This window comes from Mesorhizobium sp. M8A.F.Ca.ET.202.01.1.1 (assembly GCF_004791595.1).
Lineage (GTDB): Bacteria > Pseudomonadota > Alphaproteobacteria > Rhizobiales > Rhizobiaceae > Mesorhizobium.
Window position 1 is genome coordinate 1 of record NZ_SRUN01000299.1, and the last position, 285, is coordinate 285.

A 285-nucleotide genomic window follows, 5' to 3' on the forward strand; every position below is an offset into this window, starting at 1 on the left:
CGCGCACCTGCAGCGAGGTGAAGTGGCCGTAGTTCACCAGCGCCGGCAGCAGGTCCTCCACCTGCGCCGGCTGGCCATTGCAGGTGACCCTCATCGCAGCAGCGCCTGCGCCTGTTCCCACATGCCGCGCAGCACGCCGGCGGCCGGCTGTGCCGGCGCCATCCATGCTGACTGCCCGGCCCAGGCCTGCATCGCCGCCAGGCGATTTTCCTGCACGGCCTGCCTGCGCATCGGCGCGGTCAGGCCACGCTGCACCGGGTACGGGCGCGGCGCGGGGGCGCCTTC

General features: G+C 73.7%; 1 pseudogene. It reads right to left on the minus strand.

The features are described from left to right. Positions 1–90: 90 nt before the first annotated feature. Positions 91–285 (minus strand): annotated as a pseudogene (locus tag EN845_RS34955) (nitronate monooxygenase); the annotation flags it as partial.